At 69.1% G+C, this 20,351-nt stretch carries 18 protein-coding genes; 4 read left to right on the top strand and 14 right to left on the bottom strand.

From position 1 onward, the window contains the following. Positions 1 to 59 precede the first annotated feature (59 nt). Together G9U51_RS08095 and G9U51_RS08090 are read right to left on the bottom strand one after the other, a co-directional pair. Positions 60 to 833 carry a fumarylacetoacetate hydrolase family protein gene (locus G9U51_RS08095; protein WP_166195835.1) on the bottom strand — a complete coding sequence of 258 codons (774 nt, stop codon included), beginning with the start codon at positions 831 to 833 and terminating at the stop codon, positions 60 to 62. Further along, positions 761 to 1,786 carry a DMT family transporter gene (locus G9U51_RS08090; RefSeq protein WP_166195833.1) on the bottom strand — a complete coding sequence of 342 codons (1,026 nt, stop codon included), beginning with the start codon at positions 1,784 to 1,786 and terminating at the stop codon, positions 761 to 763. Before G9U51_RS08090 ends, G9U51_RS08095 begins: the two co-directional genes overlap by 73 nt. Positions 1,787 to 1,830: 44 nt before the next feature. Between G9U51_RS08090 and G9U51_RS08085 the strand changes: the two genes are divergently transcribed. Continuing rightward, positions 1,831 to 2,328, top strand: coding sequence for a MarR family winged helix-turn-helix transcriptional regulator (locus G9U51_RS08085; protein WP_166195831.1), 498 nt, complete (start codon positions 1,831 to 1,833; stop codon positions 2,326 to 2,328). On the opposite strand, the gene G9U51_RS08080 is transcribed toward G9U51_RS08085, so the two are convergent. Next, positions 2,316 to 3,173: an SGNH/GDSL hydrolase family protein gene (locus G9U51_RS08080; protein WP_166195829.1), complete on the bottom strand. Its 858-nt coding sequence runs from the start codon at positions 3,171 to 3,173 to the stop codon at positions 2,316 to 2,318. The genes G9U51_RS08085 and G9U51_RS08080 overlap by 13 nt on opposite strands. 55 nt (positions 3,174 to 3,228) lie before the next feature. Between G9U51_RS08080 and G9U51_RS08075 the strand changes: the two genes are divergently transcribed. Then, complete coding sequence (locus tag G9U51_RS08075) at positions 3,229 to 4,122, top strand: 3-methyladenine DNA glycosylase (protein WP_166195827.1); 894 nt, start codon at positions 3,229 to 3,231, stop codon at positions 4,120 to 4,122. Here the strand turns inward: G9U51_RS08075 and cimA are convergent. The 4 genes from cimA to G9U51_RS08055 form a co-directional block, all read right to left on the bottom strand. Further along, the gene (cimA, locus tag G9U51_RS08070) at positions 4,022 to 5,665 is read right to left on the bottom strand and encodes a citramalate synthase (RefSeq protein WP_166196182.1); all 1,644 of its coding nucleotides are present in this window, start codon (positions 5,663 to 5,665) and stop codon (positions 4,022 to 4,024) included. The two genes, G9U51_RS08075 and cimA, sit on opposite strands and share 101 nt — an antisense overlap. 424 nt (positions 5,666 to 6,089) lie before the next feature. Further along, on the bottom strand, positions 6,090 to 7,130 hold the full coding sequence (locus tag G9U51_RS08065) for a S66 family peptidase (protein WP_166195825.1): 1,041 nt from the start codon (positions 7,128 to 7,130) through the stop codon (positions 6,090 to 6,092). A gap of 84 nt (positions 7,131 to 7,214) precedes the next feature. Continuing rightward, positions 7,215 to 8,312: a branched-chain amino acid aminotransferase gene (locus G9U51_RS08060; protein ID WP_166195822.1), complete on the bottom strand. Its 1,098-nt coding sequence runs from the start codon at positions 8,310 to 8,312 to the stop codon at positions 7,215 to 7,217. Positions 8,313 to 8,409: 97 nt separating this feature from the next. Beyond that, positions 8,410 to 9,462 carry a 3-isopropylmalate dehydrogenase gene (locus G9U51_RS08055; protein ID WP_166195820.1) on the bottom strand — a complete coding sequence of 351 codons (1,053 nt, stop codon included), beginning with the start codon at positions 9,460 to 9,462 and terminating at the stop codon, positions 8,410 to 8,412. Positions 9,463 to 9,595: 133 nt separating this feature from the next. Between G9U51_RS08055 and G9U51_RS08050 the strand changes: the two genes are divergently transcribed. Continuing rightward, positions 9,596 to 11,521: a DUF459 domain-containing protein gene (locus tag G9U51_RS08050; RefSeq protein ID WP_166195818.1), complete on the top strand. Its 1,926-nt coding sequence runs from the start codon at positions 9,596 to 9,598 to the stop codon at positions 11,519 to 11,521. 190 nt (positions 11,522 to 11,711) lie between these two features. On the opposite strand, the gene ilvC is transcribed toward G9U51_RS08050, so the two are convergent. Genes ilvC through G9U51_RS08035 form a run of 3 tightly spaced genes read right to left on the bottom strand, consistent with a single transcriptional unit; the run spans position 11,712 to position 15,229 of the window. Then, positions 11,712 to 12,743, bottom strand: coding sequence for a ketol-acid reductoisomerase (gene ilvC, locus G9U51_RS08045; protein ID WP_166195816.1), 1,032 nt, complete (start codon positions 12,741 to 12,743; stop codon positions 11,712 to 11,714). Positions 12,744 to 12,800: 57 nt separating this feature from the next. Further along, positions 12,801 to 13,313 carry an acetolactate synthase small subunit gene (gene ilvN / locus G9U51_RS08040; protein ID WP_166195814.1) on the bottom strand — a complete coding sequence of 171 codons (513 nt, stop codon included), beginning with the start codon at positions 13,311 to 13,313 and terminating at the stop codon, positions 12,801 to 12,803. Then, on the bottom strand, positions 13,313 to 15,229 hold the full coding sequence (locus G9U51_RS08035; protein ID WP_166195804.1) for an acetolactate synthase large subunit: 1,917 nt from the start codon (positions 15,227 to 15,229) through the stop codon (positions 13,313 to 13,315). Before G9U51_RS08035 ends, ilvN begins: the two co-directional genes overlap by 1 nt. A gap of 304 nt (positions 15,230 to 15,533) precedes the next feature. Here G9U51_RS08035 and G9U51_RS08030 point away from each other — a divergent pair, with 304 nt between their 5' ends. Beyond that, entirely contained in the window at positions 15,534 to 16,274 is a 741-nt protein-coding gene (locus tag G9U51_RS08030; RefSeq protein WP_166195774.1) for a RibD family protein, read from the top strand. Here G9U51_RS08030 and G9U51_RS08025 read toward each other — a convergent pair. The 4 genes from G9U51_RS08025 to G9U51_RS08010 all read right to left on the bottom strand — a co-directional run bounded on the left by G9U51_RS08025 (position 16,263) and on the right by G9U51_RS08010 (position 20,350). Continuing rightward, entirely contained in the window at positions 16,263 to 16,805 is a 543-nt protein-coding gene (locus tag G9U51_RS08025) for an orotate phosphoribosyltransferase (protein WP_166195772.1), read from the bottom strand. The genes G9U51_RS08030 and G9U51_RS08025 overlap by 12 nt on opposite strands. Positions 16,806 to 16,847: 42 nt before the next feature. Continuing rightward, the gene (gene ilvD, locus G9U51_RS08020; RefSeq protein ID WP_166195770.1) at positions 16,848 to 18,548 is read right to left on the bottom strand and encodes a dihydroxy-acid dehydratase; all 1,701 of its coding nucleotides are present in this window, start codon (positions 18,546 to 18,548) and stop codon (positions 16,848 to 16,850) included. A gap of 286 nt (positions 18,549 to 18,834) precedes the next feature. Continuing rightward, entirely contained in the window at positions 18,835 to 19,353 is a 519-nt protein-coding gene (locus G9U51_RS08015; protein ID WP_166195768.1) for a SixA phosphatase family protein, read from the bottom strand. Positions 19,354 to 19,366: 13 nt separating this feature from the next. Further along, positions 19,367 to 20,350, bottom strand: a complete 984-nt coding sequence (locus tag G9U51_RS08010; protein ID WP_166195766.1) for a YhgE/Pip domain-containing protein — start codon at positions 20,348 to 20,350, stop codon at positions 19,367 to 19,369. Between the last annotated feature and the right edge of the window lies 1 nt (position 20,351).

Genomic DNA, 20,351 nt, shown 5'->3' with positions numbered 1-20,351 from the left:
CCAGAGTAGAGCCGGCGGGACACTGCTCCGGACCGCCGCAGGCGTGGAACGCCTCACAGTCACTCGTGCCGCACGAACGGATTGCCGAGCGTGCCGAGGTCCTGGATCTCGACCTCGACCCGGCTGCCAGCCTGCACGGGGCCGACCCCGGCGGGCGTGCCGGTGAGGATCACATCACCCGGCAGCAAGGTGAACGCCTGGGAGGCAAAGGACACCAGCGCGGGCACCTTGTGCACCATGTCGGCGGTCGTGCCGTCTTGCACGGTCTCGCCGTCGACCCGGGTGCGCACACGCAGGTCGGCGACGTCCAGGTCGGTCTCGATCCACGGCCCGAGCGGGCAGAAGGTGTCGAACCCCTTGGCGCGCGCCCACTGCCCGTCGGACTTCTGCAGGTCGCGGGCGGTGACATCGTTGGCGCAGGTGTAGCCGAAGATCGCCGAGGCCGCCTCCTGCTCGGTGACGTCCTTGCACAGCCGGCCGATGACGACCGCGAGCTCACCTTCGTAGTGCACGTTCTGCGACTGCGGCGGCATCACCACCGGGTCGTCCGGCCCCACCACCGCGGTGTTGGGGATGAGGAACATCATCGGCTCGGCCGGCACCTCGTTGCCCATCTCGCGGGCGTGGTCGGCGTAGTTGCGGCCGATGCCGATCACCTTGCTGCGCGGGATGACCGGCGCCAACAGACGCACCTCGTCGACCGTGGTGGTCTTGCCGGTCAGCTCGATCCGCGAGTAGAGCGGGTCGCCGGTGATCTGGGCTATCTTCTCGCCGGCTCCGTCGACCAGTCCGTATGACGGGTCGTCACCATCGGTGTATCGGCAGATGCGCATGAGGTGACCTTACCGACGGGCTGGCCGGGGCTGGCGGTCGCGCCGGACGCCACCGCGGGCGCGTCCGGCGACGCGTCCGGCGGCGTGGTCCGCGAAGCGCGCCCGGCGCGGGTGCGCAGGCCGAGGACCACCCCGATGACGATGAGCACCGCGCCGACGACCTGCCAGCTGCCGAGGCGTTCGCCGGCGAGCAGCACGCCAAGCAGTGCTCCGGAGAGCGGATTGAGCAGACCGACGATGCCGACCGTGCCGGCGGGCAGCGCGCGCAGCCCGTGGAACCACGCCCAGTAGGCGAGCGCCGTGGCGATCAGGATGAGATAACCGAAGGCGACCACCGCCGATGTCGGCATCACCGGCGGCAACCCCTCGGTGGCGAGGGCCACCGGCGCGACCATCAGCCCGCCGAAGGTCAGTTGCCAGGCGGCGAAGGTCACCGGTGGGACGGGTGGTTGCCACCGCTTGGTGAGCACGAATCCCAGTGAGGCACACAGCATGGCGAGCAGCGACGCACCCACGCCGAGCGCGTCGAGGTGCACCTTCGTGGCGCCCAGGAGGAGGGCGACGCCCAGGACGCCGACGGCTGCCCCGGCATACGCCCGGCGGGTGGCCCGCTCCCCGATCAGGGCGCGCGCCATCAGCAGGGTGACCACCGCGGAGGTGGCCATCAGCACCGAGGCGACCGAGCTCGGCAGCCGCTGCCCGGCGACGTAGATGAGCACGAAGAACCCGCCGACGGTGAGCGCGCTGATGAGCGCGGCGCGCCACCACCACGAGCCGCGCGGCAGCTGACGGGTGACCGCGAGCAGCAGCAGACCGGCGGGAAGAGCGCGAATCACCGCGCCGTTCAACGGGATTCCCGCCGGGAGGTAATTGCGGGTGACGTAATAGGTGGAGCCCCAGGCGATCGGAGCGATCGCCGTGATCGCTGCATCGCGCAGCACTTTCGCTTCCATGGAAGCGAAGTTATCACTTCCGCGGAAGCGATACCATCGGCGTCATGGACCACGTCGATCGGATCCAGCAGCAGTGGCGCCGCGAGCGCCCGGATGTCGACAGCTCGCCGCAACGCGTCTTCGGCCGGCTGCACCGCCTCGCTCAGGCGCTGACCGCCGAGCTGGTCGCGGTCTACGAGCAGTTCGGCCTCAGCGAGCCGGAGTTCGACCTGCTGGCCGCGCTGCGGCGGTCGGGCGAGGCGGACGGCATACAGCCCGCCGACCTCGCGCGCTCCACCATGGTGACCACGGGCGGACTCACCAAACGGCTGGACCGGCTCGAGGAGCGCGGGCTCGTGCAGCGCACCCGGCCCGGTGACGGCGACGGCCGCGCCAAACTCGTCCGGCTGACCCCAGAGGGCAGGACGCTCATCGACGAGGCGTTCACCGCGCACATGGCCAACGAAGCGCGGCTGCTCGCCACGCTCCCCCGCCGCGATGCCGATGCGCTCGAGCGCATCCTGCGGACCTGGCTGGCCGACTTCGAGGATCAGCGCACGTAGGGCCGCACCGTGGTCGCGATCAGCGCGTAGCCCGCGTCATTGGCGTGGATGTCGGATTTGGCGCACATCCAGGTGTAGCCGCAGATCATCGCCACATTGGTCGGGATCGTCCCGTAGGGCGTGGGCGTCGGCGTCCAGTCCGTGCTCTTGAACGCGGTCGCGACATCGGCGACCTTCGCGTCACCGGCACCCGCGCCCGCGGCGATCGCCCCGTTGAGCGCCGCCTGCAGGCCGACCGACTGCTGCGCGACCGTGACCTGCCCGAGCAGATAGACCGCGAGGAAGGGGTTGTAGTAGTTGAGCACCACGATCTGCGCCTGCGGCCCGGCGGCGGCGCGGACCGTGCGCACGATGGTGGGGACATTGCGCGCGACGGCCGCCAGGCCGGACTGCACACACGGCAGGTCGATCACGCCCGTGCGGGTGACACAGGTCTGCACGTCATTGGCACCGATGTCGATGGTGACCAGCCGAACCCGGCCCTTGTCCTTGGCGAGCACCTTCGTCGCGGCGGCGAGCTGGCTGCCCTCGGCGTAGGCGCACTTGCCGCCCGCGATCATCGTCACCGAGGTCTCCCCCGAGCGGGCCAGGTTGACCAGCTTGGCGCCGCGGTGCTTGCTGCGCAGCGTCTGATAGACGCCGCCGACATAGCCACCGGTCTTGTCGTCACCCAAACCGGGCTGGTAACCGGCCGCGAGCGAATCCCCTAGTGCCACATAGACACCCGACTGCGCCTGCTGCGGCGGGCTGGCCTTCGCCGGAGCCGCGGCGGCCGCTCCCCAGGCGGTCGCGCCCGAGGCGGCGAAGACGGCGGTGACGGCAACGGTGACGAAACGACGGCGCATGGGTCCTCCTGATGTGAGCCTCATCACAGCCTGGCACACCGATACCCTCGCGCCGATGGAACGGTGGCACGAGGATCGCTGGCGGGCAGCCGCGCAGGCTCACGAGGCGCGCGTCGATGCCGCCGTCGCCGGTCACCTGCACCGCCGCGACCGCGGCATCCGGCACCCGGTCGAGGACTTCCTCTTCCAGTACTACCGTCACCAGCCCTCCCACCTGCGGGTCTGGCACCCCGGCCTCGGCATCGCACTCGAGGGCGCTCGCGAGCGGGCCGCGTGGCCCTTCTACACGTATGCCGACCGCGCGGCCTTCGTCGACGACGTCGCCTTTGCGTCCGACCGGCAGGGGCTGGTGCGTTCGACGGTGGCGTTGCTGCGCGCCACCCTCGAGCGGCCGGCAACCTTCTCCTGCTTCGGGCTGCACGAATGGGCGATGGTCTATCGGAGCGCGCCGGCCGACATCCGGCACACCGGCCTGCCGTTACGTCTCGGCCATGACGGCACCGATGCGGTGGTCGAGCAGCACCCCTTGCGGTGCAGTCACTTCGACGCCTACCGCTTCTTCACCGACCCGGCGAAGCCTCGCAATTCCGTTGCGCTGCAAGCGGACTCGCGGACGGCATACGAACAACCGGGCTGCCTGCACGCCGGCATGGACCTGTATAAACACGCCTACCGGCTGAGCCCGGCGGTGGGCTCGGACCTGGTGATGGACTGCTTCGAGCTGGCCCGCGAGATCCGCACCCTCGACATGCAGGCCTCGCCCTACGACGTGAGTTCGCTCGGGCTGGAGCCGGTCGCGATCGAGACGACCGAGGGCCGCGCGGAGTACGCGCGTCGGCAGCGCGAGTTCAGTGAACGGGCACGGCCGCTGCGCGAACGTCTGCTGGCAGCGGTTGCTCCTCTGCGGACAGCCGCACCGGCACGCCGCGCCGCATCAGCCCGTAGGTGAAGGAGTCGACCAGCGCGATCCAGCTGGCATGCACGATATTGGGCGCCACCCCGATCGTGTCCCAGGTGTCGTCGCCACCGGTGGTCTCGATGAGCACCCGCGTGGTGGCATCGGTGCCCTGCGCGGTGTCGAGGATGCGCACGCGGAAGTCGCTGAGCCGGAACTCCGCCAGCTCGGGATAGGCATCGGCGAGCGCCTCGCGCAGCGCGTGGTCGAGGGCGTTGACCGGGCCGTTGCCCTCGCCGGTCGCGACGACCCGGCGGCCGCCCGCGCGCAGCTTCACCGTCGCCTCGGACAACGACTTCGCCGCGAACGACTCGGACTCGGTGATGATCCGCCACGATTCGATGTCGAAATAGTCCAGCCGGTCGCCGGTGATCTCCTCGCGCAGCAGCAGCTCGAAGGACGCGTCCGCCGCATCGAACGTCCAGCCTTGCAGCTCAAGGCTTTTCACCCGCTCGACGACCCGCTGGAGCAGCTCGGGCTGACCGCTGAGGTCATACCCCAGCTCCTGGCCCTTGAGCTCGATGCTGGCCCGGCCGGCCATATCCGACACGAGGGTGCGCATCGAGTTGCCGACCTTGGCCGGGTCGATGTGCTGGTAAAGGTCGGCGTCAACCCGTAACGCACTCGCGTGCAGCCCGGCCTTGTGCGCGAAGGCGCTGGCGCCGACATACGGCTGACGACCATAGGGGACGACATTGGTGACCTCGCTGATCGCGTGCGACAGGTGCAGCGCCTGGGCGAGCCGGTCGGGGTCAACGACCTCACGGCCGAGCTTGAGCTGCAGGTTGGCGACGACGCTGACCAGGTCGGCATTGCCGGTGCGTTCGCCATAACCGTTGACCGTGCCCTGCACGTGCATCGCGCCCGCCTCGACCGCGGCGACCGAGTTGGCGACCGCGCAGCCGGCGTCGTTGTGGCAGTGGATGCCGAGTCCGACATCGACGCTCTCGGCGACCGCGGACACCACCTCGGTGATCCAGGGCGGCAGCATCCCGCCGTTGGTGTCACACAAGGCGACCACATCGGCGCCGGCATCGGCAGCGGCACGCAACACCTCGACGGCATACTCCCGGTCGGTGCGATAGCCATCGAAGAAGTGTTCGGCGTCCAGGAACACGCGCCGGCCCTCACTCCGGAGCAAGGCCACGGTGTCGTGCACCATCGCGAGGTTCTCCTCGCGGGTGGTGCGCAGCGCATCGGTGACATGCCGGCTGTGCGACTTGGCGACGAGGGTGACCACCGGGGTCTGGGCCTCGAGCAGCGCGCGGACCTGCGGGTCATCCTCGGCGCGGACGCCGGCTCGCCGGGTCGAGCCGAAGGCCGCCAGCACCGCATTGCGCAGGTCGAGTTCGTCGCGGGCCCGGGCGAAGAATTCGGTGTCCTTGGGGTTCGCGCCGGGCCAGCCGCCCTCGATGAAGCCCACACCCAACTGGTCCAGGAAGCCCGCGATCGCCACCTTGTCGGCGACCGACAGGTTGAGACCCTCCTGCTGGGCGCCGTCGCGCAGCGTCGTGTCGTAGACGTGGAACTCGTTCATCTGACTGCCTTCATCCGTATGCCGGTCGTATGCCGCTTCCGCCGGACCGGTCCTTCGCTGCTCGCCGGGTGTGGGTGGCCCGGCCAAACAAAAAACCTCCCGGGGTGACGGGAGGTTGCGCGTCGGACCAGGTCCGACGCGCTAGACGATAATGAGGGTGGCGGTGGTGGCCGCGATCGCTCGGGACGTCATGAGCGACAGTGTGGCCGAGGCCGCGCGGACCTGTCCAGCACGTGGGCCATCCGTCTCACCCCCCGAAACGTCAGTAGAACCTCGCAAAGCGTCAGTAATGACTCGCGAAGCGTCACGAATACCTCGCGAAGCGTCACGAATACCTCGCGAAGCGTCAGTAATACCTCGCGAAACGTCAGTCATGCTTCGCGAAACGTCACCAGCTCCCGACGACGCGGATCCGCCTCCTCGGCTACGACGTCACGCGATCGAAGTGGGCCGTGAGCGCGCCGGCGACCGGGTCGATCGTGACGTCCTGGCCGTAGGGCAGCACCAACTGCGGCAGGGTGTGGCCGCAGTCGACGTCCAGCACGGCCACGGCGCCGGGGTTGTAAGTGTCGAGCGCCGCGAGCACCTGCTCCCGATGCTCGGTCCGGGTCGCGGCGGCTGCCCCAACATTCGACGGCACCATCGGGCCCTCCTCCACCTTCGGGCGGGCCCAGATGAGACCGGCGACCGGCGCCAGCAGCCCGCGCTCCCCGAGCACGCGCAGCATCCGGCGCACCTCATCCGGGGTCGGGCACTCCTCGGACGTCTCGAGCAGCAGCACCCCGTCGCGCAACTCCTCCGGCTCCGGGATCCACCTGCCGACACCCAGAATCCATTGCAGCACTTCGAGATTGCCACCCCACACCCGACCACGGACGGCGCGATCACCACGCCATACCCACTCGGACGCCGGGTAGGTGTCCGCCGCGAGCACCGATTCGGGCGTGCCCCATCGCTGGGTGCCCTCGCTGATCCGCGCGGGCGGAGTCAGCCGCACGTCGCCTCCGAAGAGGGCGGCCCGCATGGTCGCCTCGTGGCCCGGATGGACCGCCGGACCGGGCGCCAAGTGCACCTGGGTCGAGCTACCGTGCACCGACGGAACCCCTTGTGCCGCAAGCCAGTTCAGCAGATTGGTGTTGTCGGAGTAGCCGAAGAACGGCTTGGGATTGGCCCGCACCACCGTCGGATCTAGATGAGGTATGACGGTGAGTTGGTCTTCGCCTCCGATCGTCGCCAGCACCGCCGTGATCGTCGGGTCACCGAAGGCCGCCATCAGGTCGCGGGCTCGCTCCTGCGCAGTGCCCTGGAGGCGGGTCGTGGGGTATTCCACCGGCTCGACGTCGAAAAGGTGGCGCAGCCGCCGGAGCGCGACCTCATGCTCGGCCGGGAAGTGCTGCGGTGCGCACCACGACGGCGAGACGACGGCGACCCGGTCACCCGGGCGGACGGCATACAGGGGAAGCATGCGGCATTGCACCACGCGAGGCCGTAGGCACGCCAACGGATTTCAGCGGCGATGACTGCCCGCTCGGCGGAAGCGATTGGTGCTTCAGGCGAGGCGGGTGAGCCAGCCGCGCGAGTCCTCGGCGCGGCCGTACTGGATGTCGAGCAGCTTCTGCCGGATCGACAGCGCCACGGCATCCTGGTGGCCGTCGCGACGGTGGTCGCACGAGCCGCCGTTCCACTTCAGCTCGCCGACCGGCGTGATGACCGCGGCGGTGCCACAGGCGAAGACCTCCGCCAGTTCACCCGAGGCGGCCGCGTCCTTCCATTCCTGGATCGGGACGCGCCGCTCCTCCGGCTCCAGACCCAGCTCCTTGGCGAGCTCCAGGATCGAGCTGCGGGTGACGCCCTCGAGGATCGTGCCCGTCAGCTCCGGGGTGACGATCCGGCCGTCCTTGAACACGAGGAACAGGTTCATGCCGCCGAGCTCTTCGATGTAGGTGTGCGTCGAGGAGTCGAGGAAGACCGCCTGGTCGCAGCCGGCCTCGATGCCCTCGAGCTGCCCGGCGAGCGAGGAGGCGTAGTTGCCGCCGCACTTGGCCGCGCCCGTGCCGCCCTCACCGGCGCGCGCGTAGTCGGTCGAGACCCACAGCGACACCGGCTTCACCCCACCGGAGAAATACGAGCCCGCTGGCGAGGCGATCACGCAATAGGTGACCTCGTTGGCCGGCCGCACGCCGAGGAAGGCCTCGGAGGCGAACATGAACGGCCGCAGGTAGAGCGAGGTCTCCGCGCCGTCGGCCGCCTCGGGCACCCACGCGCTGTCGAGCTGCACGAGCGCCTTGAGGGAGTCGATGAACGAGTCCTCGTCGAGCTCGGGCAGCGCCATCCGCCGCGCGCTGCGCTGGAAACGCTGCGCGTTTGCCTCCGGCCGGAAGGTCCAGATCGACCCGTCCGCGTGCCGGTAGGCCTTCATCCCCTCGAAGATCTCCTGGGCGTAGTGCAGCACCGCCGCGGCGGGCGAGATCGACAACGGCCCGTATGCCGTGACCTGGCCGTCGTGCCAGCCCTCGTCCTTGGTCCAGGTCGCGCGGACCATGTGATCGGTGAAGTGCACGCCGAAGCCGGGGTTGGCGAGGATCGCGTCGCGGTCGGCCGTGCTGAGGCGGTCCGGGCGTTCGGAGACGGTGAACTGCAGTGCCATCGGGGCGTTCCTCTCGGGGATATGTCGTGCGCCGAGGGTGTGGCGCAGCTAACAAGGTCGCGGTGAGGCTCAGGCTACGCCCGGGCCCCGCGCCCCGTCATACCCGTGCCGCGATGGCGTCCCCGATCTGCGTGGTGGACCGGACGGCCGAGCCACGCTCGGCCAGATCCGCGGCCACCGCTGCTTCCACCCGGGCCGATTCCTCGTCGCGGCCGAGGTGCTGCAGCAGCATCGCGACCGACAGGATCGTGGCGGTCGGGTCGGCCTTGCCCTGCCCGGCGATATCGGGCGCCGAGCCGTGCACCGGCTCGAACATCGAGGGCACCGAACGGTCGGGGTTGATATTGCCGGAGGCGGCCAGACCGATGCCCCCGGTCACCGCCGCGGCCAGGTCGGTGACGATGTCGCCGAAGAGGTTGTCGGTCACGATGACGTCGAAGCGGCCCGGGTCGGTCGCCAGATAGATCATCGCCGCGTCGATATGCGCGTAGTCGTGGCTGACGTCAGGGAACTCGGCGCCGACCTCTTCGACGGTGCGGCGCCAGAGGTGACCGGCATACGACAGCACATTGTGCTTGTGGAGCAGGGTGAGCTTCTTGCGCTCGCGCGCCTGCGCGCGGGCGAAGGCATCGCGCACGACCCGCTCCGCGCCGAAGCGAGTGTTGACGCTGACCTCGGTCGCGAGTTCGTTCGGCGTGCCGACCCGCAGCGCGCCGCCGTTGCCGGTGTAGGGGCCCTCGGTGCCTTCGCGCACCACGACCAGGTCGATGCCGTCCGGGGCGACCCGCGCGACATCGAGCGGTGAGGCGACGCCCGGGAACAGCTTGGCTGGGCGCAGGTTGACGTGGTGGTCGAGCTCGAACCGGATGCGCAACAGCAGCTGGCGCTCGAGCACGCCGCTCGGCACCGACGGGTCGCCGATCGCGCCGAGCAGGATCGCGTCGTGCCCGCGCAACTCCTCCAGCACCGAGTCGGGCAGGGTCTCACCGGTCGCATGCCAGCGGCGGGCGCCGAGGTCGTATTCGGTGCGCTCGACCTTGGCGTCGGAGACCGCATCGAGCACCTTGAGCCCTTCGGCGACGACCTCGGGTCCGATGCCGTCACCGCCGATGACGGCGAGATTGATGGTGTCCGCTGCCTGTTCGGTCATGGCGCCAGGTTAGACGCGCGTCTTGACATGTGAAACTCGCGTCTCATCCATCGGTCGTCCCGGTTCGCGCATCCCGGAGCCGATTCACGACCTATGCTGACCGGGCCCGTTGTCCCCGACATCCCGGTCACCCGTGCCCTCTCCCCGCTCGCGCTTCGCCCCGGCCGCGCACCGCCCTGCCCTCGACGGCCTGCGGTCGTTCGCCGTGCTGTCGGTGATGCTCTACCACCTGCCCGTCTCCTGGGCGCGGGGCGGATTCCTCGGTGTCGACGTCTTCTTCGTGCTGTCGGGCTACCTGATCACCACCCTGCTGGTCAACGAGGAGCAGAAGTGGGGGCACATGGACCTCTTCGGGTTCTACGTGCGCCGTGCCCGCCGGCTGCTGCCCGCGCTCTTCCTCGTCGTCGCCTTCATCACCCTCGTCGGACCGCACGTGCTTACCGACGCGGCCCGCTCCAGCCTGCGCGGGGATGGCCTGGCCACCGTGCTCTATGTCGCCAACTGGCGATTCATCCTGCAGGGGCAGTCGTATTTCTCGCAGTTCGGCGACCCCTCGCCCTACCGGCACATGTGGTCGCTGGCGATCGAGGAGCAGTTCTATCTCGTCCTGCCGCTGCTGCTCGTGCTGCTCATCGCGGTGCTGGGCCGCCGCCGCAAGCGGCTCGCGGTCGCGCTCGGCGGGCTCGCGATCCTCTCGGCGATCTGGTGCGCAATGCTGTTCGACCCGCTCTCGGATCCCTCACGCCCCTACTACGGCACCGACACCCGCGCGCAGGAGTTGCTCGTCGGCTCCACCCTCTCGCTGCTGTTGCCGCTCGTGCGCCGCCGCCTGCGCGATCGTCCCGCCATCGGGTATGCCGGTGGGCTCGCCTTGCTCGGCATACTCGCGTCTTTCGTCCTGGTGTCCGACACGTCCAACGCGCTCTACCGAGGTGGCTTCCTCGCCTTCTGCGTGGTCGTCGCGGTGCTGATCGCCTCGGTCGAACTCGCACCCGGCGGCCCGGTCGGGCGGCTGGTGAGCCTGCCGCCGCTGGTGTGGATCGGGTCCATCTCTTATGGGCTCTACCTGTGGCACTGGCCGGTTTATGTGTTCCTGTCCCCCGATCGCACCGGCCTGCCGGGCATCGTGCTGTTCGCGCTGCGGATGGCGGCGACCTTCGGCGCGGCGGCGGCGTCCTATTACCTGCTGGAACGGCCGATCCGGGAGGGCCGGATGCGGCGCAGCCTCGGCTCGACCCGCAGCGCGCTCATCGGGCTGGCCGCACCCCTCGCGGTGATCATTGCCGTGGTGGCCACCACGACCGGCATACCGTATGTCCCGCCGGCCAAGGCGGGGTCGCAGCTCGACGTCGGCAACGGCAGCGCCGGCAAGTCCGCGCGCATCCTCGTGGTCGGCGACTCGGTTGGCTTCGCCCTCGGTTATGCCTTCCCGCAGAGCAGGTTCCCGGACGTCGGCGTGCTCGGCAAGATCAAGATCGGCTGCGGCACCGCGGAGCAATGGCTGGTGGTCAACGGCGTGCGCCAGGCCGGGAGCAATCCCGACTGCAACGATCTGTTCCAGACCTGGCAACAGGGCGTGCAGAGTCAAAAGCCCCAGGTCGTGCTATGGATGCTCGGCCCGTGGGATGTCTTCGACCATTACGTCGACGGGAAGGTGCTCAAGGAGCAGTCCCCGGCATACGCCAGCTATTTCACCGGGCGGCTCGAGCAGGGGCTGAAGGCACTCGGCCCGGACGCGAAGGTCGTCATCCCGAATGTGCCGTGCTACAAGCAGCCGAGCTTCGTGGTCGAGGGGCAGGACATTGCGCCCAACCGCAATGACCCGGGCCGCGCTGCGGCGCTCAACAAGATCCTCGCCGGGTTCGCCGCCAAGCACCCCGACCGCGTGCGGATCCTGGACTACGCGTCCTGGATCTGTCCGAGCGGCAAGTACACCGACACGATGAACGGGCAAAAGGTGCGCCAGGACGGCGTGCACCTGACCAACACGGGGGTCGAGTACTTCTGGACCTGGGCGATGCCGCAGCTACGCCCCTGGCTCCGGTCTCCCGCTGGTTGAGCGCCGTCCTGAGCGAGCGCAGCGAGTCGAAGGGCGAGGCCCTCCCCCGCTGGTTGAGCGAGGCCCGACGAAGGAGGGCCGAGTCGAAACCACCTGCGGCGCACCGGGTTTCGACGCGCTCCTCCGCTTCGCTCCCCCGCTTGCTCAACCAGCGGTGCTGTTTCGATGCGCTCAACCAACGGGAGGTGGCTCAGGAGCGGGCGGCGGAGCCCTCGGTGTAGTCGCTGTCGGTGTCCTTGATCCAGCTCATCAGGCCGCGCAACTCCTTGCCGGTCTTCTCGATCGGGTGCTGAGCGCCCTTGTCGCGCAACGCCTTGAACTCCGGCGCACCGGCGTCCTGGTCGTCGATGAAGTGCTTGGCGAAGGTGCCGTCCTTGATCTCCGCCAGGATCGTCTTCATGTTCTCCTTCACGTGCGGGTCGATCACCCGCGGGCCGGAGACATAGTCGCCGAACTCGGCGGTGTCGGAGATCGACCAGCGCTGCTTGGCGATGCCGCCCTCGATCATCAGGTCGACGATCAGCTTCAGCTCGTGCAGGCACTCGAAGTAAGCAACCTCGGGCTGGTAACCCGCCTCGGTCAGCACCTCGAAGCCGTACATCACCAACTGCGAGGTGCCACCACACAGCACCGCCTGCTCGCCGAACAGGTCGGTCTCGGTCTCCTCGGTGAAGGTGGTCTTGATGCCGCCGGCGCGCAGGCCGCCAATGGCGGCGGCATACGAGATCGCCAGATCCCAGGCCTTGCCGGACGCGTCGACCTCGACGGCGACGAGCACCGGCACGCCGCGGCCGTCGACATACTCCCGGCGGACCAGGTGACCCGGGCCCTTCGGCGCGACCATCGCGACGTCGACGCCCTCGGGCGCGGTGATGTAGCCGAAGCGGATGTTGAAGCCGTGCGCGAAGAAGAGCGCGTCGCCGGACTTCAGGTTGGGCTGGATCTCGCTCTCGTAGAGGCCACGCTGCACCTGGTCCGGCGCAAGGATCATCACCACATCGGACTGCTTGACCGCGTCCGCGACCGACAGCACCGTGAGGCCCTCGGCCTTGGCCTTCGCCGCCGACGACGAGCCATCCCGCAGACCGACGACGACCTGGACGCCCGAGTCACGCAGATTGAGCGCGTGCGCGTGACCCTGGCTGCCGTAGCCGATGATGGCGACCTTGCGCCCCTGGATCACCGAAAGGTCGGCATCGTCCTCATAGAACATCTCGGCCACTGGTTCGTCTCCTTCTGATCAATTTCGTTGCGGTTCAAACGTTTTGGTATGCCGTCGTCACGCCGACCGGCGCGCTCGGTCGGTGATGGAGCGACCACCGCGGCCGATGCCCACCATGCCGGACTGCACGAGTTCGCGCACGCCGTAGGGCTGCAGCACCTCGAGCAGCGCGGAGAGCTTCTCGGGGGTGCCGGTCGCCTCCAGGACGACCGAGTCGACCGCGACGTCCACGACATTGCAGCGGAACATCGTGGTCAGGTCGAGGATCTCACTGCGGGTGGAAGCGTCGCTGCGCACCTTGATGAGCACCAGCTCGCGCTGCACCGAGGCGTCCCGGTCGAGCTCGACCACCTTGAGCACCTCGATGAGTTTGTTGAGCTGCTTGGTGACCTGCTCGAGTGCGATCTCGTCGACGTCGACGACGACCGTCATCCGGGAGATCTCCTCGTGCTCGGTCGGGCCGACCGCGAGCGAGTCGATATTGAAGCCGCGGCGGGAGATCAGGCCGGCGATGCGCGCGAGCACACCGGGCTTGTTCTCCACGAGGACGGACAAGGTATGCCGGGCCATCAGCTCTCCTCCCGAGGAACGTCGTCACCGTCGTCGTCGCGGTCCCACACCGGCGTCATCGCACGGGCCATGGTGACCATGTCGTTGCTGACGCCGGCCGGCACCATCGGCCAAACCATCGCGTCGCGCTCGACGACGAAGTCGATGACGACGGGAACATCGTTGATCTCCAACGCTTTTCGGATCGTCGCGTCGACATCTTCGGGCTTGTCGCAACGCAATCCGACGCAGCCGTAGGCGTCGGCCAGCTTGACGAAGTCCGGCACCCGCGAACCGACCGCGGTGTGCAGGTCGGTGTTGGAGTAGCGCTCGTTGTAGAACAGCGTCTGCCACTGGCGGACCATGCCAAGGCTGGAGTTGTTGATGATCGCGACCTTGATCGGGATCTTGTTGATGACGCAGGTCGCCAGCTCCTGGTTGGTCATCTGGAAGCAGCCGTCGCCATCGATCGCCCACACGGTGCGCTCGGGCTCGGCCGCCTTGGCGCCCATGGCCGCCGGCACCGAATAGCCCATCGTGCCGAGGCCGCCGGAGTTGAGCCAGGCGTTGGGCCGCTCGTACTGAACGAACTGGGCGGCCCACATCTGGTGCTGACCCACACCGGCGACATAGGTGCCCTCGGGTCCGGTCAGCGCGCCGATCCGCTCGATGACGTATTGCGGGGCGATCGCTTCCGCCTCCTCATCCGGGGTGTACCCGAGCGGGAACTCGCGGACCCAACGCTGGGTGCGCGCACGCCATTCGTCATACCGGCTGGTGTCGAAGTCCTCGCCAAGTTCGGCGATGAGGTCTTCGATGACCTCGCCGCAGTCGCCGACGATCGGCACGTCGGCGACGCGGTTCTTGGAGATCTCGGCCGGGTCGATGTCGGCGTGGATCACCTTGGCCTCAGGAGCGAAGGACGACAGCTCACCGGTCACCCGGTCATCGAAGCGTGCGCCGAGCGTGATCAGCAGGTCGGCCTTCTGCAGGGCGGTGACGGCCGAGACCGAGCCGTGCATGCCCGGCATACCGAGATGGAGGTCGTGGCTGTCCGGCACCGCGCCGCGCGCCATCAGCGTGGTCACCAGCGGGATCTGGGTCTGCTCGACCAGCCGGCGCAGCCGGTCGCTGGCACCGGCGCGGATCACGCCACCGCCGACATAGAACACGGGGCGTTCGGCCGACCGGATCAGGTCGGCGGCGGCGCGAATCTGCTTGTGGTGCGGGCGCGTCACCGGGTGATAGCCCGGCAGGTCGATCTCCGGCGGCCACCGGAAGGTGGTGGTGGCCGTCAGCGCGTCCTTGGTGATGTCGACCAGCACCGGACCGGGACGGCCGGTGGCGGCGACGTGGAAGGCCTCGGCGATCGCCCGCGGGATCTCCGCCGGGTCGGTCACCAGATAGTTGTGCTTGGTGATCGGCATCGTGATGCCGCGGATGTCCGCCTCCTGGAAGGCGTCGGTGCCGATGGTGCGCGAGCTGACCTGACCGGTGATCGCGACCAGCGGGACCGAGTCCATGTAGGCGTCGGCGATGGGCGTGACGAGGTTGGTGGCACCCGGCCCGGAGGTCGCCATACAGACCCCGACCTTGCCGGTGGCCGACGCGTAACCCTGCGCCGCGTGCCCGGCGCCCTGCTCGTGGCGGACCAGCACGTGGCGCACCTTGACCGAGTCGAGCAGCGGGTCGTAGGCCGGCAGGATCGCGCCGCCCGGGATGCCGAAGACCGTGTCGACGCCGACCGACTCGAGCGACAGGACGAGCGACTGCGCGCCGCTGACGTCCTCGATCTGGACCGGCTGCGACGCCTGAGGGGCGCGCGCAGCGAGGTCGCTCGGTGTGGGAACGGCCTTGGCCTGGGTCACCGGGATCACCTCGTTATCTGCTGGCAGTGGGTGGGCTGGTCTCGGACACAAAAAAACCCTCCGGCCCATCGGGGGCAGTGAGGGTTTGCGCGCCGGCTGATCGAGGGATCAGCGAGCGCGCTTGGGAAGTACGAGAATCCGTGCCACGCGACGAGTCTCGCTCCCGGGCTCGCGATGCGTCAACAATGTGAGACGCGCATCTCACCATCTGGGCGTGTGCTCTCCCTCACACCTCCGCGAAACGTCACTAGATCCTCGCGAAACGTCAGTAATTCCTCGCGAAACGTCACCAGTTCTCCGCGAGACGTCACCAGTTCTCCGCGAGACGTCACTGCCGGCGGCCTTGTCGGTGCTCGCCCCTACCGTCACCCGTATGCCGACCCGCCCGCGCCTGATCGTCTCCCTCACCCCCTCGCTCGACGGTCGCATTGCGCTCAACCGAGCCACCCGGCTTCTGCAGCCGGAGATCCACGAGGCGTGGCGGCAGGGCTGGAGTGATGAGGTCGAGCCACTGCAACGGCGTGTGGCCGCGTGGATCGAGCAGACCTATGCGCCGACGGTGCTGCTCGAGGGCAGCGGCAGCTTCGTGGCCGATGACGCGCCCCCGCTCGACCTGCCGGTGGACCGCCCGCGGGAGGAGTTGCTCACCGACCATCTGCCCGGACGGGCGCCGCGACGCTGGTTCGCGGTGGTCGACGGTCGCGGCCGGGTGCCCTGGGAGTTCTTCGGCGACGACGACACTCGGCTGATCGTCATCGCTTGTCGCACAACGCCTTTGGGATATCTCGCCGACCTTCGCCGGAGAGCGGTCCCCTACCTGATAGCGGGCGACGAGCGAGTCGACCTCACCCAGCTGCCCGGCGTGTTGGCGGACCGGCTCGGTGCACAGTGCATCGTCAGCGAGGGTGGTGGCGGGCTCAATGGCGCCCTGCTGCGGGCAGGTCTGGTCGACGAGGTCAACCTCGTGATCGCGCCGATGGTGGTCGGTGGGCGGGGCACTCCGGCGACCTTCGACGGTGAGCCGCTGGCGGACGGCATACCGGCGACGGCGATGCGGCTGGAGCACGTCGAGCGGGAGGGCGACGCGCTGTGGTTGCGCTATCTACGGAAGTGAGGTTGCGGCGGCGTCGAGGTCCGCCCGGGTGAAGACGCTGAGGGTGCGCACGCCGAGGCCGGGCAACCGGCTGCTGTCGGCCGAGCTGCGGTCGATCGCGCACACCACGGCCTCGACGGTCGCGCCGCGGGAGCGCAACGCGGTCGTCGCATCGCAGACCGCACCGCCGGTGGTGATGATGTCCTCGACGAGGGTGACACGCCGACCATCCACCTCACCGCCTTCGGCGAGTCGGCAGGTGCCGTAGGTCTTGGCCTGCTTGCGCACGAACAGCGCGGGCAGCCCGGTGAGGCTGCTCATGACGGTCACGATCGGTATGCCGCCGAGCTCCAGCCCGCCCAGCACGTCCGTCCCGGCAGGCACGAGCGGCACCATCGCCTCGGCGACGCGACGCAGCAGCACCGGGTCGGCCTCGAAGAGGTATTTGTCGAAATACTCCGTCGCCACCTGACCAGAGCGCAGCGTGAACTCACCGCGCAAACGACAGGTGCGGTCGATGTCCGCGGCAAGCGCAGCGAGATCGGGCGTCATGAGCGGCAGCCTGCCACACGGCATACGGGACAACCCGCGCGCTCAGCCGCAGACCGCTCCCACCGACGCGCTTTGCACGAGCTGGCGGTATTTCGCCATGACGCCACGGGTGTACTTCGGCTCGGGCGCGGTGACGCCCTCGGCGCGCCGGCGCTCCATCTCAGCCTCGTCGACGAGCAGGTCCAGGGTGCCGCTGGCGACATCGAGGCGGATGCGGTCGCCGTCGCGCACGAACGCGATCGGTCCCAGGTCCACCGCCTCCGGGGCGACATGGCCCACGCACAACCCGGTCGTGCCACCAGAGAAGCGGCCGTCGGTGAGCAACAGCACGTCCTTGCCCAGCCCCGCGCCCTTGATCGCGCCGGTGACCGCGAGCATCTCGCGCATGCCCGGGCCGCCCTTGGGCCCCTCGTAGCGGATGACGACCACGTCGCCGGCGCTCATCGTGCCGTCCGCGATCGAGTCCATCGCGGCCCGCTCACCATCGAAAACCCTTGCGGTGCCTTCGAATACGTCGTTGTCGAAGCCCGCCGACTTCACCACGGCACCGTCGGGCGCCAGTGAACCGGTGAGGATCGTCAGGCCGCCGGTGCGGTGGATCGGGGTGTCCATCTGCCGGATCACCTTGCCGTCGATATGCGGCGGGTTGAGCTCGGTGAGGTTTTCGGCCATCGTCTTGCCGGTGACGGTGAGGCAGTCGCCGTGCAGCAGGCCCGCGTCGAGCAGGGTCTTCATCACCACGGGGATGCCGCCGATGTGGTCGATGTCCTTCATCACAAACTCGCCGAAGGGCTTCACGTCGGCCAGGTGCGGCACCTTGGCGCCGATCCGGCGGAAGTCTTCGAGGGTCAGGTCGACATCGGCCTCACGAGCGATCGCGAGCAGGTGCAGCACCGCGTTGGTCGAGCCGCCGAACGCCATGACGACGGCGATGGCGTTCTCGAAAGCCTCCTTGGTCATGATGTCGCGCGCGGTAATACCCTTGCGCAACAAGCCGACCACGGCCTCTCCGGAGCGGCGAGCGAAGCCGTCGCGCCGCCGGTCGGTGGCGGGCGGCGCGGCCGAGCCGGGGATCGACATACCGATCGCCTCGGCGACCGCGGCCATCGTGTTCGCGGTGTAGAACCCGCCACACGCGCCCTCGCCCGGGCAGATCGCCCGCTCGATCGCGTCAACATCTTCGCGCGGCATCAGCCCGCGTTGACAGGCGCCGACCGCTTCGAAGGCGTCGATGATCGTGACTTCCTTCTCCGAACCGTCGGACAGCTTGGCGATGCCGGGCAGGATCGACCCGGCATACAGGAAGACCGAGGCGAGATCGAGGCGAGCCGCGGCCATCAGCATGCCGGGCAGCGACTTGTCACAGCCGGCGAGCAGCACCGAGCCGTCGAGCCGCTCGGCGCTCATCACGGTCTCGACCGAGTCGGCGATGATCTCGCGGCTGACCAGGCTGAAGTGCATGCCTTCGTGGCCCATCGAGATGCCGTCGGAGACACTGATCGTGCCGAACTCCAGCGGATAGCCGCCGGCCGCAAAGACACCATCCTTGACCGCCTTGGCGAGCCGGTCCAGCGACAGATTGCACGGCGTAATCTCGTTCCAGGAGCTGGCGACACCGATCTGCGGCTTGGCGAAATCCTCATCGCCCATGCCGACCGCGCGGAGCATGCCGCGCGACGCGGCCTTCTCCAGGCCGTCGGTGACGTCACGGCTGCGGGGCTTCAGATCCGGGGTCTCGCTCATGTCCGCATCGTAGGACGCGCGTCCGAGGGATGGGATACCTGTTCCGTATGCCGGTCGCTGGGCGCGTCCCGCTCGCCGTCCCGTGACGTCTCGCGGGGATCTGGTGACGTTTCGCGAGGCACTAGTGACGTTTCGCGGGGATCTGGTGACGTTTCGCGAGGCACTAGTGACGTCTCGCGGGGATCTGGTGACGTTTCGCGAGGTATTACTGACGTTTCGCGAGGCACTAGTGACGTTTCGCGGGGATCTGGTGACGTTTCGCGAGGTATTACTGACGTTTCGCGGTTTAGGCGTTGTCGGCGCGGCCGACGTGCAGCGCTTCGACGGTGCACGTGCCCGGCGCCAACTCGGCCCATTCGACCGGCACGTCGAGCACGGCGGCCGCGGCGGTGACGAAATGCTGCTCCAGCTCAGCCGGCTGCGCACTGCCCTCGCTCAGCACCGCGACCAGCCCGGGGATGCCCGGAGCGTGGCCGACGATCGCGACCGTCCGCGCCTTCTTCGGTGTCTCGCGCAGCACCTGCAGCAAGGTCGGCACCGAGGCGTTGTAGATGCGCTGCTCGTGATCGACCAGCCCACCGGAGGCCGAGGCCTCGACGATCTCGGCCCAGGTCTGGCGGGTGCGCGCGGCCGTGGAGCACCACACGAAGTCGGCGTGCAGCCCGTGCTCCTTGAACCACGCACCGAGGGCACGGGCATCGGCGGAACCCCGCTCGGTGAGATTGCGCTCGTGATCGGGCGCCGAGTCGGCAGCCTCGGCCTTGGCGTGACGGATGGCGATGAGCCTGCGCGGGGAGTCGCTCATGATGCACAGATTCTCACGACGAGCGCAGGGCGTGTCGAGCCGGGCGCCGCGGGCCGGTCAGCAGGCTGAGCAACAGCCCGAAGACCGCCCACCACACGAGCGTGGCGACCGACCAGGGCTGCACCGAGCCGGGCAGATAGAGCAGGGCGCGCACTCCCCCGACCGCGGACCCTGCGGGGGTCCATGGCAGGACGGCGCGCCACCAGGCCGGCACCACCCCGAGCCCGAAGGCTCCGGCGAACTGCGGGTCGGCGACGACGAGCAACTGCGCCACCGCGGCCAGCGCGAAACCGATCGGGCCGAAGGCGCCGCCCAGCCCGTCCGTCAGCAGCGACCCGGCCAGCACGATCGCGGTGCCGATCCCCAACAGCGGCAACGCAACGAAGCTCCACGTCGGCACCATCATCTGCGCGACGCCGACGCCGGCCGCCGCAGCGGACACCGCACCGACGAGGTGCGCGAGCAGGCGCACGCGCAACCGGCGCAGCAGATCCAACGCCCGCAGCGCCGCCCCCAGCCCGAAGCCCGCGACCACCCAGGCGACCGCCAGCCGATAGCCGCCGAGCGACCGCGGGTCGCCCACCTGGGTCGACGTCACGTCGGTGGTGGTGACCGACCGACCTTCGGCGGCCAGCACCTGCCGCACGGTGGTCGCCACCAGACCATTGGCGCCCTGCCCCTGAGCCGAGCTCACCGACAGGGCGTCGGCCGGAGCGGCAGGGTCCACCGCGAGCACCGCTTGGGTGCGATCACCGGCCAGGTCGGCGTGCGCGGTCGCCCGGTTGGTCACGACGAAGGCCCGCACGGGGTGGCCTTCCACCGCGTTGATGCGGTTGGCAACCAGGCCGGACCACCCCGAGTCGGCCGACACCACGAGCACCGAGGGCGAGGAGGTGGGCCCGGAGTCGGCCATCGAGAAGCCGATCAGGACCAGGCACTGCAGCCCGACGACCGCGAGCAGGGACACCACGATCTGCCATGCTGCCCGCGCCCGCATC

The organism is Metallococcus carri, assembly GCF_011440275.1.
In the GTDB taxonomy this organism is placed as follows: Bacteria; Actinomycetota; Actinomycetes; order Actinomycetales; family Dermatophilaceae; genus Metallococcus; species Metallococcus carri.
The sequence above is the reverse complement of the archived record's forward strand: the minus strand, read 5'-3'. Positions and strand labels throughout refer to the sequence as shown.

Excerpts from the sequence above, each read along its gene's own strand:
- G9U51_RS08095 (WP_166195835.1), bottom strand. The coding sequence starts at position 833 with ATGCGCATCTGCCGATACACCGATGGTGACGACCCGTCATACGGACTG.
- G9U51_RS08090 (WP_166195833.1), bottom strand. The coding sequence starts at position 1,786 with ATGGAAGCGAAAGTGCTGCGCGATGCAGCGATCACGGCGATCGCTCCG.
- G9U51_RS08085 (WP_166195831.1), top strand. The coding sequence starts at position 1,831 with ATGGACCACGTCGATCGGATCCAGCAGCAGTGGCGCCGCGAGCGCCCG.
- G9U51_RS08080 (WP_166195829.1), bottom strand. The coding sequence starts at position 3,173 with ATGCGCCGTCGTTTCGTCACCGTTGCCGTCACCGCCGTCTTCGCCGCC.
- G9U51_RS08075 (WP_166195827.1), top strand. The coding sequence starts at position 3,229 with ATGGAACGGTGGCACGAGGATCGCTGGCGGGCAGCCGCGCAGGCTCAC.
- cimA (WP_166196182.1), bottom strand. The coding sequence starts at position 5,665 with ATGAACGAGTTCCACGTCTACGACACGACGCTGCGCGACGGCGCCCAG.
- G9U51_RS08065 (WP_166195825.1), bottom strand. The coding sequence starts at position 7,130 with ATGCTTCCCCTGTATGCCGTCCGCCCGGGTGACCGGGTCGCCGTCGTC.
- G9U51_RS08060 (WP_166195822.1), bottom strand. The coding sequence starts at position 8,312 with ATGGCACTGCAGTTCACCGTCTCCGAACGCCCGGACCGCCTCAGCACG.
- G9U51_RS08055 (WP_166195820.1), bottom strand. The coding sequence starts at position 9,462 with ATGACCGAACAGGCAGCGGACACCATCAATCTCGCCGTCATCGGCGGT.
- ilvN (WP_166195814.1), bottom strand. The coding sequence starts at position 13,313 with ATGGCCCGGCATACCTTGTCCGTCCTCGTGGAGAACAAGCCCGGTGTG.
- G9U51_RS08035 (WP_166195804.1), bottom strand. The coding sequence starts at position 15,229 with ATGGGCCGGAGGGTTTTTTTGTGTCCGAGACCAGCCCACCCACTGCCA.
- G9U51_RS08030 (WP_166195774.1), top strand. The coding sequence starts at position 15,534 with ATGCCGACCCGCCCGCGCCTGATCGTCTCCCTCACCCCCTCGCTCGAC.
- G9U51_RS08025 (WP_166195772.1), bottom strand. The coding sequence starts at position 16,805 with ATGACGCCCGATCTCGCTGCGCTTGCCGCGGACATCGACCGCACCTGT.
- ilvD (WP_166195770.1), bottom strand. The coding sequence starts at position 18,548 with ATGAGCGAGACCCCGGATCTGAAGCCCCGCAGCCGTGACGTCACCGAC.
- G9U51_RS08015 (WP_166195768.1), bottom strand. The coding sequence starts at position 19,353 with ATGAGCGACTCCCCGCGCAGGCTCATCGCCATCCGTCACGCCAAGGCC.
- G9U51_RS08010 (WP_166195766.1), bottom strand. The coding sequence starts at position 20,350 with ATGCGGGCGCGGGCAGCATGGCAGATCGTGGTGTCCCTGCTCGCGGTC.